Origin of the sequence: Limimonas halophila, from assembly GCF_900100655.1 — a bacterium.
Taxonomy (GTDB): Bacteria; Pseudomonadota; Alphaproteobacteria; order Kiloniellales; family Rhodovibrionaceae; genus Limimonas; species Limimonas halophila.
The window spans coordinates 152,501-167,257 of sequence record NZ_FNCE01000003.1; the positions used below are offsets into that span (position 1 = coordinate 152,501).

Annotated in this window: 14 protein-coding genes, 1 tRNA gene and 2 rRNA genes (1 of these 17 running past the window's edge); 9 read left to right on the forward strand and 8 right to left on the reverse strand. The window is 67.6% G+C overall.

The window, feature by feature from the left end:
- The 3 genes from BLQ43_RS06210 to BLQ43_RS06220 form a co-directional block, all read left to right on the forward strand.
- Window positions 1-1,605: ribosomal RNA gene (locus BLQ43_RS06210) — 23S ribosomal RNA — on the forward strand; it begins 1,143 nt to the left of the window's first position.
- Between the two features lie 127 nt (window positions 1,606-1,732).
- Window positions 1,733-1,848, forward strand: a 5S ribosomal RNA gene (gene rrf, locus BLQ43_RS06215).
- Between the two features lie 63 nt (window positions 1,849-1,911).
- Window positions 1,912-1,988, forward strand: a tRNA-Met gene (locus tag BLQ43_RS06220).
- 81 nt (window positions 1,989-2,069) lie between these two features.
- Here the strand turns inward: BLQ43_RS06220 and BLQ43_RS06225 are convergent.
- Entirely contained in the window at window positions 2,070-2,912 is an 843-nt protein-coding gene (locus BLQ43_RS06225) for an alpha/beta fold hydrolase (protein ID WP_176758548.1), read from the reverse strand.
- A 327-nt stretch (window positions 2,913-3,239) separates the two neighbouring features.
- Entirely contained in the window at window positions 3,240-4,001 is a 762-nt protein-coding gene (locus tag BLQ43_RS06230; RefSeq protein ID WP_090019273.1) for an IclR family transcriptional regulator, read from the reverse strand.
- Between the two features lie 112 nt (window positions 4,002-4,113).
- Between BLQ43_RS06230 and BLQ43_RS06235 the strand changes: the two genes are divergently transcribed.
- From BLQ43_RS06235 to BLQ43_RS06250, 4 genes are all read left to right on the forward strand, one after another.
- Window positions 4,114-4,419 (forward strand): hypothetical protein, encoded by a 306-nt coding sequence (locus BLQ43_RS06235; RefSeq protein WP_090019274.1) that lies wholly within the window; start codon window positions 4,114-4,116, stop codon window positions 4,417-4,419.
- A 12-nt stretch (window positions 4,420-4,431) separates the two neighbouring features.
- A complete protein-coding gene (locus tag BLQ43_RS06240; protein WP_090019275.1) occupies window positions 4,432-4,869 on the forward strand; it encodes a CoA-binding protein in 438 nt (145 codons plus the stop codon).
- A 127-nt stretch (window positions 4,870-4,996) separates the two neighbouring features.
- Window positions 4,997-5,812: an enoyl-CoA hydratase gene (locus BLQ43_RS06245; protein ID WP_090019276.1), complete on the forward strand. Its 816-nt coding sequence runs from the start codon at window positions 4,997-4,999 to the stop codon at window positions 5,810-5,812.
- Entirely contained in the window at window positions 5,809-7,440 is a 1,632-nt protein-coding gene (locus BLQ43_RS06250; RefSeq protein ID WP_090019277.1) for an acyl-CoA synthetase, read from the forward strand. Before BLQ43_RS06245 ends, BLQ43_RS06250 begins: the two co-directional genes overlap by 4 nt.
- Here BLQ43_RS06250 and BLQ43_RS06255 read toward each other — a convergent pair.
- From BLQ43_RS06255 to BLQ43_RS06270, 4 genes are read right to left on the reverse strand one after another with little or no spacing between them, the layout of a single operon-like run.
- Window positions 7,422-7,898, reverse strand: a complete 477-nt coding sequence (locus tag BLQ43_RS06255; protein WP_090019278.1) for a hypothetical protein — start codon at window positions 7,896-7,898, stop codon at window positions 7,422-7,424. The genes BLQ43_RS06250 and BLQ43_RS06255 overlap by 19 nt on opposite strands.
- 30 nt (window positions 7,899-7,928) lie before the next feature.
- A complete protein-coding gene (locus tag BLQ43_RS06260) occupies window positions 7,929-8,684 on the reverse strand; it encodes an aldolase (RefSeq protein WP_090019279.1) in 756 nt (251 codons plus the stop codon).
- The gene (locus BLQ43_RS06265; RefSeq protein ID WP_090019280.1) at window positions 8,681-9,355 is read right to left on the reverse strand and encodes a GntR family transcriptional regulator; all 675 of its coding nucleotides are present in this window, start codon (window positions 9,353-9,355) and stop codon (window positions 8,681-8,683) included. Before BLQ43_RS06265 ends, BLQ43_RS06260 begins: the two co-directional genes overlap by 4 nt.
- Before the next feature lie 23 nt (window positions 9,356-9,378).
- On the reverse strand, window positions 9,379-9,981 hold the full coding sequence (locus BLQ43_RS06270) for an HD domain-containing protein (protein ID WP_090019281.1): 603 nt from the start codon (window positions 9,979-9,981) through the stop codon (window positions 9,379-9,381).
- Window positions 9,982-10,251: 270 nt separating this feature from the next.
- Between BLQ43_RS06270 and BLQ43_RS06275 the strand changes: the two genes are divergently transcribed.
- Entirely contained in the window at window positions 10,252-11,244 is a 993-nt protein-coding gene (locus tag BLQ43_RS06275) for an ABC transporter substrate-binding protein (RefSeq protein WP_176758549.1), read from the forward strand.
- Between the two features lie 81 nt (window positions 11,245-11,325).
- Here the strand turns inward: BLQ43_RS06275 and BLQ43_RS06280 are convergent, their stop codons facing one another.
- On the reverse strand, window positions 11,326-12,594 hold the full coding sequence (locus tag BLQ43_RS06280; protein WP_090019283.1) for a Coenzyme F420 hydrogenase/dehydrogenase, beta subunit C-terminal domain: 1,269 nt from the start codon (window positions 12,592-12,594) through the stop codon (window positions 11,326-11,328).
- Window positions 12,595-12,617: 23 nt separating this feature from the next.
- Window positions 12,618-13,739: a TauD/TfdA family dioxygenase gene (locus tag BLQ43_RS06285; protein WP_090019284.1), complete on the reverse strand. Its 1,122-nt coding sequence runs from the start codon at window positions 13,737-13,739 to the stop codon at window positions 12,618-12,620.
- A 96-nt stretch (window positions 13,740-13,835) separates the two neighbouring features.
- On the opposite strand from BLQ43_RS06285, the gene BLQ43_RS06290 reads away from it, so the two are divergent.
- The gene (locus BLQ43_RS06290) at window positions 13,836-14,753 is read left to right on the forward strand and encodes a LysR family transcriptional regulator (protein WP_090019285.1); all 918 of its coding nucleotides are present in this window, start codon (window positions 13,836-13,838) and stop codon (window positions 14,751-14,753) included.
- Window positions 14,754-14,757 lie beyond the last annotated feature (4 nt).

Sequence of the window (14,757 nt, forward strand, 5' to 3'; positions counted from 1 at the left end):
CCACCGAAGCCACGGACGCACAATGTGCGTGGTAGCGGAGCGTTCCGTAGGCCTGCGAAGGGGCACCCGTGAGGGGCCCTGGAGGTATCGGAAGTGCGAATGCTGACATGAGTAGCGTTAAAAGGTGTGAGAAACACCTTCGCCGAAAGCCCAAGGGTTCCTGCGCAAGGCTAATCCGCGCAGGGTGAGCCGGCCCCTAAGGCGAGGGCGAAAGCCGTAGCCGATGGGAACCAGGTTAATAGTCCTGGGCCTGTGGGTGGTGACGAATCCGAAGTGTCGTCGGGGCTTACCGGATTGTCCCGGCGGCTGGAGGGTTCCTGGAAATAGCCCCCACACACAGACCGTACCCGAAACCGACACTGGTGGGCTGGTTGAGTATACCGAGGCGCTTGAGAGAACGGCGCTGAAGGAATTCGGCAAATTGCTCCCGTAAGTTCGCGAGAAGGGAGCCCGGCTGTCGGGCAACCGGCGGTCGGGGGCACAGACCAGGGGGCGGCGACTGTTTACTAAAAACACAGGACTCTGCGAAGCCGCAAGGCGACGTATAGGGTCTGACGCCTGCCCGGTGCCGGAAGGTTAAGGGGAGGGGTGCAAGCCCCGAACCGAAGCCCCGGTAAACGGCGGCCGTAACTATAACGGTCCTAAGGTAGCGAAATTCCTTGTCGGGTAAGTTCCGACCTGCACGAATGGCGTAACGACTGCCCCACTGTCTCCAGCGCCGACTCAGCGAAATTGAATTCTCCGTGAAGATGCGGAGTACCCGCGGTCAGACGGAAAGACCCCGTGGACCTTTACTACAGCTTTGCAGTGGCACTAGAGCCGGCATGTGTAGGATAGGTGGGAGGCTTGGAAACGGACGCGCCAGCGTTCGTGGAGCCGACCTTGAAATACCACCCTTGTCGGTTCTAGTGCCTAACCGAGGCCCGTGAGCCGGGTCCGGGACACTGCATGGCGGGTAGTTTGACTGGGGCGGTCGCCTCCCAAACGGTAACGGAGGCGCGCGAAGGTGGGCTCAGGCTGGTCGGAAATCAGCTGGTGCGTGCAATGGCATAAGCCCGCCTGACTGCGAGGCCGACGGGCCGAGCAGAGACGAAAGTCGGTCATAGTGATCCGGTGGTCCCGCGTGGAAGGGCCATCGCTCAACGGATAAAAGGTACCCCGGGGATAACAGGCTTATCTCCCCCAAGAGTCCACATCGACGGGGAGGTTTGGCACCTCGATGTCGGCTCATCGCATCCTGGGGCTGAAGCGGGTCCCAAGGGTTCGGCTGTTCGCCGATTAAAGCGGTACGTGAGCTGGGTTTAGAACGTCGTGAGACAGTTCGGTCCCTATCTGCCGCGGGTGTTCGAGACTTGAGAGGACCTGTCCCTAGTACGAGAGGACCGGGATGGACGCAGCTCTGGTGGACCGGTTGTCGCGCCAGCGGCATAGCCGGGTAGCTACCTGCGGACGAGATAACCGCTGAATGCATCTAAGCGGGAAACTCTCCTCAAAACCAGGTCTCGCCAGAAGAGCCGTGGTAGACCACCACGTCGATAGGCCGGAGGTGGAAGCGCAGCAATGTGTGAAGCCAACCGGTCCTAATCGCTCGATCGGCTTGATCCGCCTATCGCCTCAGGCTACCTGCCTGAGACACGCCGCGCACAGCGGCAAACCCCACCCCTCGACACATCGCCTCACACCCTCATCACCACACCGCGCGCCCCAACGGGCGGCGCGTGCGCTTGCACGACCTGGCGGCCATAGCGGCGGTGAACCACCCGACACCATCCCGAACTCGGCCGTGAAACCCGCCTGCGCCAATGGTACTGCGTTGCAAGGACGTGGGAGAGTAGGTCGCCGCCAGGTCTTGTAAGCGCACGCCACGCCCGCCATATCCACCTCCGTCCCGATCCACCCCACCATCCCTGCCGCGGGGTGGAGCAGCCAGGTAGCTCGTCAGGCTCATAACCTGAAGGTCGTGGGTTCAAATCCCACCCCCGCAACCATCGCCACCAAGCCCTTAGCCCCCTGGCTAAGGGCTTGGTGCGTTTGTAATTGGTGCCACACAATGCCGCTGTCGTTGGTCGTCAACGGGAATCGGCAGGTCGGCGTCGGGTGAAGTGCGACGCCCGCGGCGCCGCTAGGAAGTCGGATAGGGCGGCGGCGACGAGGTGGGGCGCCTCGCGGTGGGGCCAGTGCCCCAGGTCGCCAAAGTGCTGCACCGCTGCGGCGCCAAAACGGACGCTGAACGTGACCGGCAGGTAGGGGTCTCGGTCGCCCCATAACACGAGCGCCGGAATCCTTGCGGTCAGGTCTTGCAGCGCCGTCTCCCAGCCACGAAAGCTCGCGGGATCGAGCGCCCGGTACAGCCGAAGCGCCGTTTGCCGCGCCGTCGGTCCGAAGGCGTCAAAGACCGCCCCGCAAGTCTCTTTGGAGAGATTGTTGTTGGAAGCTCGGCGCATCGCTGCGATGAACGGGCGGCGCGGCAGGGCGAACACGACGATCTCGCCGAGGACGGGCATGCGCAGGAGCCGGGCGCCCGCATGCCAGCGCCGGTCGGGGGAGAAGCTGGTGTTCAGGATCACCAGCCGTCGAACGGCGTCCGGATAGCGGACCGCCCACGCCAGCCCGTACGCCCCACCGACGTCGTGCACGACGAGGTCGAAGGGGCGCGGCGTGCCCATGCGCTGAAGCATACCCTCGGTGATCGCCGCGAAGCCGTCGAGCGGGTCGAGCCGTGTTGGTGGCGCGCTTTGGCCGAAGCCCGGAAGGTCCGGGGCAACGCATCGAAAATGCGGCGCCAGGGCCTCCGCCACCGGGCGCCAGGCCTCGCCGGTGTCGGGAATGCCGTGCAGCAAGACGACCGCCGGCCCGTTCCCGCTTTCCAGCCAGCTCGCGCCGTCGGCCTGGTGCCGCACTGCTCTTGCCATGGGGGCTGCCCCACTTCTGACTGTCCGGGTGAACCGCATCACGCGCCGTGCGAGGCGGCAAGGACGGCACGCTCCCGACGCTGTCAGGTGAGCGGCAGTGTCGCGCCGATCGCGAAGGCTGGTCGACCGCCCGGGCCCTCGCTGTGCTCGAAGCGTATGAACTCGCCGAGCGCGTTACCGGCGGATTGACGACAACCTCAAGGCCTCGCGGCTCCCGCTCGGCGCGATCGTTTCCACCTGGTCATCCTCTACGAAAAGCTCGCTCGCGACGGCCACGACGAACGAGGCGTTCCGGGTGGCTGTCGGTCCGTGCGAAGAACCGGGAATCTAAGCTGACCCGGAGACACGCGGCCGCTCGCCCCGGGTCAGCTCGGCCGAAAGGTCACGGGCCATCCGGGCGATTTCCGGCCCGATCTTCGCGCGAAATGCGGGCGTGAACACGCGCATTGAGCCCGTCGCGCCGATCGACATCGTGGCACCGGGACCGGTCTCGCCCAGCGGCGCCGCGACGGAAGCCATGCCGCGCTCGATCTCTTCGACGCACTCGGCGTAGCCGCGCTGCCGGACGAGGTCGAGTTCCGCCTCCAGCTCCTCGATCCGGGTGAGCGTGAATTCGGTATAGGCTTTCAGCCGGCCCTCTTGGCGTTGCGACAGCACGAGGTCGGGCGAGAAGGCTGCCACGGCCTTGGAGCATGAACAGGCGTGAAGCGGGCGCTTGCCGAGGCCGGGATGCAGGAAGGACACGCCCGTTGCCGGCGTCTCCACGTGAATGATCTCGACCGCTCGTCCGCGGAGCCGGGAAAAAAAGAAGGCCGCGCCGTGTTCGCTCGCCGCGTGTTTGAGGGCGGGCGCCACGACCTCGATCAGGGCGTGATCCGTTTGCTCGCCATGCGTGATCCGCTTGAGGCGGCTGCCGATCGCGAACCGGCCCTTCGCCACGGGCTCGAGAAGGCCGGCGCCGACCAGGTCCTGAACCAGCCGATAGGCCGACGGCTTCGGGAGGTCGGAACGGTCGCAGATGTCGGCAACCGTGGCCTCGCCTTTCTGGCCGACGATCTCGAGGATCAGCGTCAAACGTTCGAGCTGCATGATTTTCTCATATCGTGAGACATGTTTTTTCGATATACGGGAATTGTGGCGGGATCAAGGGAAGGCGCTGGGCCATGGACGAACCGGGGTGCGGGGCGGACGATGCAGCCCCATGGAGGCGATCGCGGCGCCTCGGTGGAAGCTGCTGCCCACGATCGCGATCTCGACAGGCTCGCGAATCCGGAAGCCGGGCAGTTTGTACCAAATGGGCAGGAACGCCTGTCCGTACTGCCATGGCGGCGGCTCGGTTTCGTGCACGTATCCGGCGGTGCCGGAGGGGGCGGTCGAACACCGGCCATCTGATCGCCAACAGCAGCGGCGCGACCTGCCCGCAATACCGGCGCGAACTGTCACGGCGAGTGCGATCGCAGCCTATTTTCTCGAGCCGTACGAGCTGAAAGCGGACATCGCCACGTGAAAGGAGCCCTCGATGCCCGAGGCAGATACCCATCAACGCCCCCATCATTCACAGGCGTATCTTTCCGACATCCTGCGTTCGGTCAAAACGATCGCGATCGTCGGCGCCAGCGCGAACACGACAAAGCCCAGCTATGACGTGCTGTGTGTGCTGCAGGACGCGGGATACGACATCATCCCGGTTAACCCCAATCCGTCGTTGACCGAAATCCGCGGCATCCCGGTCGTTGATTCCCTGCAGGAAATCGACCGTCCCGTCGATATGGTCGACGTATTCCGGCCCAAGTCGGAACTCTACGGTGTTGCCGAGCAGGCCATTGCCAACGGGGCCAAGGTTCTCTGGGGGCAGATCGGCGTCTACGACGATGCTGCGGCAAGGCTGGCCGAGGATGCGGGGCTCAAAGTGGTGATGGATCGCTGCCCGAAGATTGAGCTGTTCCGCCCGTCGTGAAAACCGCGTCTGGAGTTGGCGAGATGAGCGAGCCCGACGGCGATCTGCACGTCCCTCCAGGTCAACGTGCGTGCAGGCGATACGCCGCTTGACAAAATGAGCGTCCCCACGGGCAAGGATCAAGTCGATGGCTTATCAAGACGACCAAACCAACGACCTCGTTCGGCGCACCGATGACAATGGCGTCGCCGTTCTCACGCTGAACCAGCCGAAGTCGATCAATGCCCTCTCCGAGGCCATGTTGGCGGCGTTGTCGGAGACATTCGACGAGATCGCGCAGGATTCCTCGGTCAAGGCGGTGATCCTGCGCAGCGCCGGCGATCACTTCTGCGCCGGCCACGACCTCAAGGAAATGACCGCGCGGCGCGCGGACTCGGACGGCGGCTTCCAGTATTTCCAGGACCTTTTCGCCACCTGTTCCGCCATGATGCTGCGCGTGGTGCGGCTTCCCCAGCCGGTGATCGGGGAGGTCAAAGGGATCGCGACCGCCGCCGGATGCCAGCTCGTCGCCTCCTGCGATCTGGCGGTGGCGGCCGACGATGCGCGTCTGGCCACCTCGGGCGTGAACATCGGCCTCTTCTGCTCCACCCCGATGGTCGCGCTCAGCCGCAACGTCGCGCGCAAGGCGGCGATGGAGATGCTCCTTCTGGGCGAGTTCGTGGAGGCCGAGCGGGCGCGCGAGCTGGGCCTGGTGAACCGCGTGGTTCCCCGGGCGGACCTGGAGGGCGCGTCGATGGAGATGGCCCGAACCATCGCAGACAAATCGCCCGTTGCGATCAAGATCGGCAAGCGCGCCTTCTACGAGCAGGCGGAGATGACGCTGGAAGAGGCGTACGCCTATGCCGGCCGCGTGATGGCCGAGAACATGATGGCGCGCGACACCGAGGCCGGAATCGGCGCCTTTACCCGCAAGGAACCCATGCCCGAGTGGACTGGTGAATGATGTACGACGGACCGGAACTTGACCGCTGTGCCGCCAATCACACGGCGCTGTCACCCGTCTCGATCCTGAAGCGGGTGGAGCGCGTGCATCCCGAGATGCCCGCGCAGATCCACGGCTCCATCCGGCGCAATTGGGGCGAGGTTGCCGAGCGGTGCAAGCGCTTGGCCTCGGGCCTGAGCAAGCGCGGGGTCGGCAAGGGCGATACGGTTGCCCTGATCGCACCCAATATTCCGGAGGCGCTGGAATGCGCGCTGGCCGTGCCGATGCTGGGCGCGGTGCTGAACGCCAACAATGTGCGGCTGGACGCCGACACCATCGCCTACATCCTCGACCACGGCGAGTCGCGGGTGCTGCTGGTCGATACCGAATATGCCGGCCTGGCCACGGAGGCGGTGCGGCAGTTGGGCCGCGACCTCTTGGTCGTCGACATCGAGGATCCCGAAGGGCCCGGCGGCGAGCGGATCGGCGCGCTGACGTATGACGATTTGCTGGGCGAGGGCGATCCCGATTTCCCCTACACCCTGCCGGATGACGAATGGGATGCCCTGGCGCTGAACTACACCTCCGGGACGACGGGGCGGCCCAAGGGCGTGGTCTATTCCCATCGCGGCGCCTGGACCAACGCGGTCAACAACGTCGTGACGTGGGAGATGCCGCATCACCCCGTCTATCTCTGGACGCTGCCGCTGTTTCACTGCAACGGATGGTGTTTTCCCTGGACCATCACCCTCTTGGCCGGGTGTCATGTCTTCCTGCGGGCGCCGCGGGCCGACGCGATTTTCGAGGCCTTCGCCGAACACGGTGTGACGCATCTCTGCGGCGCCCCGATCATCATGTCGATGATCGCCGAGGCTGCGCCCGAGGAGCGTCGCGATTTCCCGCAGCAGGTCCAGATGATGACGGCCGCGGCCCCGCCGCCGCCCACGGTGATGGCCCGCATGGAAGAGATGGGCATCTCGATCACGCACGTTTACGGATTGACCGAGGTCTACGGCCCCGCCGTGGTCTGTGCCGAAAAGCCGGCCTGGCGCGACCTGCCGCTGGAAGAGCGGGCACGCCTGAAGTCCCGTCAGGGCGTCGCCTACGAATTGCAGGAGGACGTGCTGGTCCTGGACCCCGAAACCGGGCGGCCGGTTCCCTGGGACGGCAAAACAATGGGCGAGATCGCCTTTCGCGGGAACATCGTGATGAAGGGCTACCTGAAACAGCCCGAAGAAACCGCGAAATCGTTCAAGGACGGCTGGTTCTGGTCCGGCGATCTGGCCGTGCAACACCCGGACGGGTATCTCGAGATCCGCGACCGCACCAAGGATGTCATTATCTCGGGCGGCGAGAACATCTCGTCCATCGAGGTGGAAAGGGCGGTCCATTCGCACCCGGCGGTCAGCATGGCCGCGGTGGTCGCCATGCCCGACGAGAAGTGGGGCGAAGTGCCCTGTGCCTTTGTCGAACTCGCGGACGGCGCGACAGCGACCGAAGCGGAGCTTTTGGAGCATGCCCGGAGCCGGCTTGCCGGTTTCCAACGGCCCAAGAAGGTCGTCTTTTGCGAATTGCCCAAAACCTCAACCGGCAAGCTCAGGAAAAACGAGCTGCGCGATCGCGCGAAAGCCTATGTCCGAAGCGGCTGAGCCGGCCGTCGAAAGACGGAAAAATGGCCCGACGCAAGGAGCGTTCCCGGCGCGCGGTATCCGCGCGCCGGAATGAACCCGCGATGGTTGTCGCTTGTTGATCCTTCCGGCGGCGTTTCTCGTTGGCGGATCATCGCGCTGATTCGGCCGGGGGATTCCTGCCGTTCGGCGGGACGGTGGCGGTTTCTCCCCGTCACGTGAGCAGCAGCGTCGCGCCGATCGCGACAGCCCTCGCGAACGACCAGGATCGCCAGCAGCATCCCCGCCGCGATCACGGTCCGGGCGGCGGAAAGCGTCACCGGGTCCGAGCCCGCGAGAAGATGCTCGATCAGGGGATAGTGGGACGCCCACATCAGCACGGTGATTCCCAGGCTGGCGTTGGCGAGCGTGCCCTCGGGCAGCCGGGCGGCGCTGTCGAACGCCCGCAGCCAGGTGAAGCGGGGCAGGTGGCTGCTCACGGCGCGCCCCCTCGGCACAGGGATGGCCGGTCAGTCGCGGTAGCCGGGGCTCTCGGCGTCCAGGATCGCGCGGATCTCGGCCCAGTGATTGTGCTTCAGGCCGGGGTAGCTTTCCCACTGATCGCGCGTGGCCCGCGCGGTGGCGTCGTCGACGCGCTTCAGCGGCATGCCGGTGGACATTGCGAGCACCTGCGTCTCGCACGCCTTTTCCAGAAAGTAGAGGCGGTCGAAGGCGTCGGCGACGCTTTCGCCGACCACGGTGACGCCGTGGTTGCCCATGAAGAGCACCGGCTTTTCGCGCAGCATGCTCGCCAGGCGTTCGCCCTCGTCGTCGTCGAGCGCCATGCCGGCGAAGTCGGTGTCGTAGGCGACGCGCTCGTAGAACTTCAGCGCGTTCTGGCTGATCGGCTCCAGCCGGCCGCCCTCCAGGCAGGTGAGGGCGGTGGCGTAGGGCATGTGGGTGTGGAGCACGCACCGCGCGCCCGGCACGGTGCGGTGGATGCCGGCGTGGATGTGCATCGCCGTGGCGTCGAGCTGACCGCCGCCGTCGAGCACGGTGCCGTCGGCGTCGACCTTCAGCAGCTCGCTCGCCCGCACGCGCGAGAAGTGGCGCCCGGCCGGCTGGATCAGGAAGGGCGCGCCCGAGGCATCGAGCGCCAGCGAGAAGTGGTTGGACACCGCCTCGTGAAAGCCCAGCCGCGCGGTCCAGCGGAAGGCCGCGGCCAGGTCGGCGCGCGCCGTCGCCTCGTGGCTGATCGCGGTGTCCGCCGTTCCAGTCGCGCTCATGACGCGTCTCCGCTGGTCTCGCCGCCATCCGGGCCGCTCATCACCGCGGTGGGCGGCGTGATGTTCGCCCGCGCCAGCGCCTCGGCGCGCTCGGCGTCGCCGGCGCAGATGCTCTCCACCATCCCGCGGTGGGATTCGCCGACCTCGGTGGGCCGCACCGCCATGTTGGACAGGGCGATGTAGGCGCGCACCTGGTTCTCCACGCGCGCGTAGTGCCAGGCGAGGCGCTTGTTGCCGGATACTTCGATGATGATGGTGTGCAGCTCGTGGTCGCAGCGGTTGGCCTCGGCGTGATCGTCCTTGGCCGCCGCGTCCATCAGCGCCTGGAAGGCCGTGCGGATACGCGCCGCCCCGTCCGGCGTGATCTGCGTCGCCGCCAGCCGCGCGCCCAGGCCCTCCAGCGCCTCGCGCAGCGTGAACAGCTCCCACAGGTCGTGGTCGCTGAAATCCACCACGCGGTAGCCCGCATAGGGCACCTGGTGCACCAGCGCCTCGTCGACCAGCCGGCGCAGCGCCGCCCGGATGGTGCCGCGCGACAGCCCGTAGCGCCGGGCCAGCGTCGTCTCCACCAAGCGCTCGCCGAGCGGGATGGCGCCCGACACGATGCGGCTGCGCAAGATGTCGGTGGCCTGGTCCTCCAGGCTGCGCTTTTCGATCGTGTCCGCGCACATCGGGCCGCTCCGCTTTTGCCGGTTCAGGTTTGTACGGCCCTGGGTAGCACCACGTCGGTGCGGTTCACCACCGCCGGGTCGAAGGGCTCGCGCGAGAAGATTCGGCGGACCAGCGGCTCGAAGTGCTCCAGCGGCTGGGTGGGGTAGTCCGGATCGAAGGATGCCTGGTCCCAGCGCTCGCAAAAGCGGATGCAGGACTCGTAGTAGGGGTGATCCTTGTAGATGTCGCGGGCGTAGGGGTCCTCGCCGAAGTGGTGGGCGTAGTAGACCTTCTGAAAGAGCCCGTGGTGCTCCACAACCCAGGTGACTTCCGGGCGGACGTAGGGGCGGATGATCGTGGCCGCGTACTGCGAGTGGTTCTCCGGCGCCAGGTCGTCGCCCAGGTCGTGGAGCAGCGCGCCCAGCACCATCTCCTCGTCCGCGCCGTCGGCCTCGGCGCGCGTGGCGCTTTGCAGCGAGTGCTCCAGGCGCGTGACCTGATAGCCGGACAGCGTGTCGTCGAGCGCGCGCAGCGCGTCGAGGATGCGGTCCGGCAGCTTGTCGATGAAGTCCTGCTCCAGGCGGCCGAGGAACTCGTAGTCTTCCTTCGTGCCGTCCTTCATCTGGCGGAAGCTGACCGTCTGCATCGTGCCCCCTTCATGGCTGGCAGCGGCTCGGGATGCCGCACCCCGGGCCACGCGTATTTGCTGGTTTCGAGGCTAGGGCGGGGGCATGATAGCGTCAATCGTTAAGGGTCAATTGTTGACAATATACTTGGGTTACATACGCTGTCCCGCATCGGCCTCCATGGCCGGCCCGATCGCATGCAGCCAACAACACAATCCGAGCGGGAGGGCCGCGACGTCCATGCCCACCTCACGGACGCCGCGCATCATTGCAAATTGGGAGATCGCTCGATGAAACACCGGATCGTGTCAGCCGTCGCCGCGGCTGCGATGCTGTCCGTCAGCGCCGCGCCGGCGGCGGCCCAGGATGCCAAGGAACTGGCCAGCAAGTTCGACTGCTCGACCGTCAACTTCGGTCTGCCGAACTGGACCGGCGTGCGCGTGAAGACCGCGACCGCCACCTGGATGCTCGATCAGCTCGGCTACAAGACCGACAGCAAGACCGGCTCGCTGCCCATGGTCTACCAGGCCATGAAGGGCGGTGACATCGACGCGCTGCTGGCGCAGTGGATGCCGTCCCAGCGCTCCATCTTCCGCAAGTACGGCATCGAGGGCTCCCTCGACGTCGTCTCGCCGAACCTGCTGGGCGGCCACTACACGCTCGCCGTGCCGACCTACGTCTACGAGGCCGGCGTGAAGAGCATCGCTGACCTCGACGAGCACAAGGAAAAGTTCGGCGGGCAGATCTTCGGCATCGAGGCCGGCAGCGGCGGCAACGACACCATCAAGAGCATGCTCGAGGACGACTACGCGGGCCTCGGCGACTGGGACCTCGTCGCCTCCAGCGAGCCCGGCATGCTGGCCGAGGTCGAGAAGCGCGTCGAAGACGAGGAGTGGATCACCTTCCTCGCCTGGGCGCCGCACCCGATGAACATCAACCACGACTTCAAGTATCTCGCCGGCGGCGAGGACTACTGGGGCCCGAACAAGGGCGAGGTCATCGTCAACACCGTCACGCCCGAGGGCTACGCCTGGGCCTGCCCGAACATCGGTCAGTTCCTCGACAACTACGACTGGACGGTCGAGGAGCAGAGCCTCGCCATGGGCCTCGTGAACAACGACGGCATGGAGCCGCTGGCCGCGGGCAAGCGCGTGCTCGCCAAGCACCCCGAGATGCTGGAGCGCTGGTTCGGCCGCAGCGGCATCTACCAGACCGGCGGCATCAAGGACGTCGGCGGCGAGAAGGACGCCCTGCCGATCGTGCGGAAGGCGCTGAAGCAGTAAGCGGGTCGCTCCGCGACTGCTCCCCTGAGAGCCCCGGCCGGCCCCTGGCCGGGGCTCTTATCGTGTGCGGGGAGGGGCCGGTCAGGTGCTTTGCCAGACCCGGTCCAGCCGTGCCGGCGGCTCGCCCAGCCGGCCGGTCTTCGCCCGGCGGCGTGCCGCGCGGGCTTCGGTCAATAGGAAGGACAGCGGCTGCTGTTTCGCCAGCTTGACGGTGCGCAGCCCCGGCGTTGCCGGCACCGGCAGGCCCGCGGCGGCCATGCCGATGTAACGCGCCCGCACGGCGTTCTTCTTGCGCACCTGGTGGGGCTGGAAGTCGTCCATCTCACGGACGGAACTGGCGCGGTCGATCGTGACGGCGTCGGCCCGCAGCGCGGCGTCGAACAGCTCGCGCCCGCGTGCCGTGCGCACGAGCACGGCGTTGAAGCCAGCGTCCTCACCGCTCGGCCCGCCGCCCGGCCAGCAGTCGGCGGCGGCGATGTCGGCGACCTCGCCGATGGCGTCGGGGCAGATCTTGCAGCGCGGCTGCAGCGCCCAGCCGACCTCGTCGCCCCACATGGCGTTGTAGCCGATCTCGACGGCGCGGCCGTCCTCGGTTTCCGCGCGCAGCGGGCCGGGGTTGCCGTGGCCGCGGTAGCGGAACAGCGACAGTTCGGACTCGCGCATGCCGTGGTCGTCGAGCACGCCCTGGCTCTTCGTCAGGTCGGACATGCCGCCGCACACCAGCGCCAGCGCGTAGCGGATCAGCTCGCGGGCGCGCGGATCCTGGCGCTGCAGGTTGCGCACACCCGTGATGTCGCACGGCTTGCCGATCACGGCGAACGGCCGGCCGCGGTCGAGAAGCTGGGTGATGTCGTGCAGCGGCGTGGACGGGCCGTAGCGTGAACTCGCGCCCGCCAGCACCCCGTCGGGGTCGGCGTCGACGCGGGCTTCGCTGCGCATGGGAGCGCCCTGCGCCGCGCCCACGTGCAGCACGAAATCCACCGCGCCGGTGGCGACGAGGTGCTGGCCCAGCGCCGTCAGGATGCCGCCGGAGGCCGCGCGGTAGCGGACGTCCGGATCGCTGGCGTGGGCGATCACGACCTCGTCGGCCGGCCCCCAGATGTCGTCGGTTTCAGCTTCGAGCGCGGCGTCCGCGGGGTCAGGTCCCTGGACGGTGACACCGGGACAGACCGCGTTGATGCGCGCGTCCGTCGCCGCGTCCAGCGGCTCGCGCGGCACCGGCCGCAGCCGGCCCTCCGGCGTCATCACCATGGCGACGCGCTCGGGCGCGGCGACGGCGGCGCACAGGCCGCAGCCCATGCACAGGCCGCCCTGGACGATCTCGTCGAGTGTGAGCGGGCGGCCCGGCATGGCGGCTCCTGTCGATCGTGGCGTCAGGCGGCCGCGGCCCGCAAGCTCCGGCCGAGCGAGCGGTACAGGCTGCGCGGCCCGTCCAGGTCGATGTAGCAGCCCTGGAGGTGGCGGAAACCCTCGCGCGGATCGTACGCCGTTCGGCCGTGCAGCACGCGGCTGTTGTCGAACATCATGAGTTCGCCGGCGCCCAGCGGGAAGCGGATTTCGAACGCCGGGTCGGCGAACAGCTCACCCAGCCGCCGGCGCGCGCGCTGGAAGCGGCGGGTGGACTCGGGGTCCATCACCGGCAGGTAGTCCAGGCGCGGGCTGTAGTGCACGCCCGTCATGCGGCCCGTGGCGTCGCGGTTCACGATCGTCCGGCGCTCGATCAGCTCCTCGTTCTCGTCCGTGAAGCGGAAGCGCACCGGCGTCGTCGCCAGCAGCTCCAGCCCCTCGGGGTCTTCCGTGCGCAGCTGCTCGGCCACCGCGAGGCTGTCCACGAGCGTGGAGAGGCCGCCGGAGGTCTCGTTCACCAGGCAGTGCAGCAGCTGGATGCCCGGCACCGGCTCGCGGTAGGGGTTGTCGGTGTGCGCGCCCAGGCCGACCGGACGGTAGGCCAGATCGTTGGAATGCGGGCGCGAATAGACCTCGAAGTAGGTGCCGAAGTTGGTCTCGCGCGGATGGCCGAAGGTGCGCGCCACCTCAAGGATGCGCTCGGAATCCGTGGGCACGTTGTAGAGCACCACGAAGCCGTAGGCGAGGAAGGTGCCCACCGCCTGGCGCATGGCCTCGCGGTCGCCCAGGCGGGACCAGTCGACGCGCACGGTGTCCATGTCCAGCGAGCCATCCCACGGCTGCGCCGCCGGCAGGCCGTCCTGGGCGTCGAACTCCGGCGTCAGCGCCGCGAGGCGGTAGCGCCCGGCGTAGCCGTCGCTGAACGCCAGCCACGCCATGCCCTGACCCTCGTCGCGCGCCTCGGTGAGCGTCAGGTCGTCGGGAAGCTGGTGCGGGTCGAAGAGGCGTTGCTCGGTGTCGGGGTCGAGATGCTGCGCGTCCTGGCAGCGCTCGCGCAGCCAAAGCGCGGGCAGCTCCATCTCGCCCTGGGCGGTGCGCGCCACCACGCGCGGCGGCTGCGATTCCACCCGGAAATCCACGTCGATCATGGCAAGGCCCTCCTGTATCTCTCGCACACGATTATGGGTGCGCCGCAAAATGGCTGTAAATTGACCGAACTCTAATGCGACGTATAAGGTTTGGTTATGGATGAAGCGCACCCGCCCCTGAAGGCGCTGACGGCGTTCGAGGCCACCGTCCGGCTCGGCTCGATGACCGCGGCGGCGCGCGAGCTGGGCACGACCCAGCCCGCCGTGTCCCAGCGCATCCGCCAGCTGGAGGAAACCGTCGGTCTGCCGCTCTTCGAGCGTGCGCGCGGCCGGCTCCAGCCGACGGCGGACGGCCGCGCTTATCACGACGACGTGGCGGGCGCCCTGCGGCGCATCCACGGCGCGACGCAGCGCCTGCGGGCCCGGGCGCGGGCGCAGACGCGCGAGCTGACCATCGCCGTTCACTTCGGCTTCGCGCACTTGTGGCTGCTGCCGCGCCTGCCGCGGCTGGAGGCGGCCTTCCCCGGCACGGCCTTCGAGGTCATCCCCGTCGACACCGAGCGCGGCGCGGAGATGGCGGACGCGGACCTGACCATCCGTTTCGGCGTGTTCGCGGAGGGCACGGATCGCGAGCGCCCGCTGATGCCGGAAACGGTCTTTCCGGTGGCGAGCCCGGCGCTGGTGCGGCGGCACGGCCTGGACGGCGAGGTGTCCGCGGACGCGCTCGGGGAGGTGCCGCTGCTGCACATGGACAGCGGCGACCCCCGCTGGCTGGACTGGTCCCGCTGGTGCGAACTGGCGGGGCTGGCGCCGCCGGCCGGGGCGGCGCGCTTCCACCACAAGAACTACCCGCTGCTGCTCAACGCGGCCGTCGAGGGCAACGGCCTGGCGCTCGGCTGGCAGGGGCTGGTGGACGCGCTGACCGATGAGGGGACATTGGTGCGTCTTGGACCCGAGGTCGCGCGCCCGGAGCGCGGCTACCTCCTGGGCGCGCGGCAGCCGGATGCCGCCGTGATTGCCCCGATCGTGGACTGGTTCGTGCGCGAATGCGGTGGCGGCGATGCTCAGGGGTAGTCGG

What these genes read in the sequence shown, in the direction of transcription:
- BLQ43_RS06225 (WP_176758548.1), bottom strand. Translation starts at nt 2,912, where the DNA reads ATGGCAAGAGCAGTGCGGCACCAGGCCGACGGCGCGAGCTGGCTGGAA.
- BLQ43_RS06230 (WP_090019273.1), bottom strand. Translation starts at nt 4,001, where the DNA reads ATGCAGCTCGAACGTTTGACGCTGATCCTCGAGATCGTCGGCCAGAAA.
- BLQ43_RS06235 (WP_090019274.1), top strand. Translation starts at nt 4,114, where the DNA reads ATGGAGGCGATCGCGGCGCCTCGGTGGAAGCTGCTGCCCACGATCGCG.
- BLQ43_RS06240 (WP_090019275.1), top strand. Translation starts at nt 4,432, where the DNA reads ATGCCCGAGGCAGATACCCATCAACGCCCCCATCATTCACAGGCGTAT.
- BLQ43_RS06245 (WP_090019276.1), top strand. Translation starts at nt 4,997, where the DNA reads ATGGCTTATCAAGACGACCAAACCAACGACCTCGTTCGGCGCACCGAT.
- BLQ43_RS06250 (WP_090019277.1), top strand. Translation starts at nt 5,809, where the DNA reads ATGATGTACGACGGACCGGAACTTGACCGCTGTGCCGCCAATCACACG.
- BLQ43_RS06260 (WP_090019279.1), bottom strand. Translation starts at nt 8,684, where the DNA reads ATGAGCGCGACTGGAACGGCGGACACCGCGATCAGCCACGAGGCGACG.
- BLQ43_RS06265 (WP_090019280.1), bottom strand. Translation starts at nt 9,355, where the DNA reads ATGTGCGCGGACACGATCGAAAAGCGCAGCCTGGAGGACCAGGCCACC.
- BLQ43_RS06270 (WP_090019281.1), bottom strand. Translation starts at nt 9,981, where the DNA reads ATGCAGACGGTCAGCTTCCGCCAGATGAAGGACGGCACGAAGGAAGAC.
- BLQ43_RS06275 (WP_176758549.1), top strand. Translation starts at nt 10,252, where the DNA reads ATGAAACACCGGATCGTGTCAGCCGTCGCCGCGGCTGCGATGCTGTCC.
- BLQ43_RS06280 (WP_090019283.1), bottom strand. Translation starts at nt 12,594, where the DNA reads ATGCCGGGCCGCCCGCTCACACTCGACGAGATCGTCCAGGGCGGCCTG.
- BLQ43_RS06285 (WP_090019284.1), bottom strand. Translation starts at nt 13,739, where the DNA reads ATGATCGACGTGGATTTCCGGGTGGAATCGCAGCCGCCGCGCGTGGTG.
- BLQ43_RS06290 (WP_090019285.1), top strand. Translation starts at nt 13,836, where the DNA reads ATGGATGAAGCGCACCCGCCCCTGAAGGCGCTGACGGCGTTCGAGGCC.